The sequence below is a fragment of the Vibrio sp. 1249-1 genome, from assembly GCF_033340495.1.
Window position 1 is genome coordinate 1 of record NZ_JAWOWJ010000760.1, and the last position, 617, is coordinate 617.

The window sequence follows — 617 nt, forward strand, 5'->3', positions numbered from 1 at the left end:
GTAACCTTAAACGGAAGCCTGCAATTTGAAGTAGATACAAGGTCTAAGAAGGAATGGGGCATAAACGTTTTAGAAATGGCAGTGTACTCTGATCGCTGCCATTTAAGTATGAATCTTTAATACTCAGTATGATTCTTTATTACTTAGTAACGAAACTTTATTCTACTCACACAGCTTTTCCACCGGCCTCAATTGCGTATAGAATGAACAAAACGTCCTTTTGAGTTGACGACAATCTCATCCCTTCCCCTTATTCATGTCTGATATGAATAAGGCTCCCACGAAGGAGCCTTATGTAAACCTTATTCATGTGTCACATGATTAAGATCTAGTTCACGGAGTCTTTCAACCCCTTACCAGCTTTGAACCCAGGAATGTTGGCCGCCGCGATCTGGATGTTCTCTCCAGTCTGGGGATTCCGCCCGGTTCGCGCTGCGCGTTCCTTAACGTGGAAAGTACCAAACCCAGTGAGCGCTACTGTCCCACCCGCTTTAAGCACCTCTTTCACTGAGTTGATCAGCGCATTTACCGCAGCTTCGGCCTTTGCTTTGCTAATATCAGCGTCTTCGGCCACTTTCATAATCAGTTCACTTTTGTTCATCGTTATTCCTGTTTGT

At 44.2% G+C, this 617-nt stretch carries 1 protein-coding gene; it reads right to left on the bottom strand.

What is annotated here, in order from left to right; all coding sequences use genetic code 11:
• Positions 1–328 precede the first annotated feature (328 nt).
• Positions 329–601 carry an HU family DNA-binding protein gene (locus R7Z50_RS28770; RefSeq protein ID WP_001043046.1) on the bottom strand — a complete coding sequence of 91 codons (273 nt, stop codon included), beginning with the start codon at positions 599–601 and terminating at the stop codon, positions 329–331.
• Positions 602–617: the final 16 nt, after the last annotated feature.

Bases quoted from the DNA above. Each gene is read 5' to 3' on its own strand.
- R7Z50_RS28770 (WP_001043046.1), bottom strand. From the start codon at position 601: ATGAACAAAAGTGAACTGATTATGAAAGTGGCCGAAGACGCTGATATT.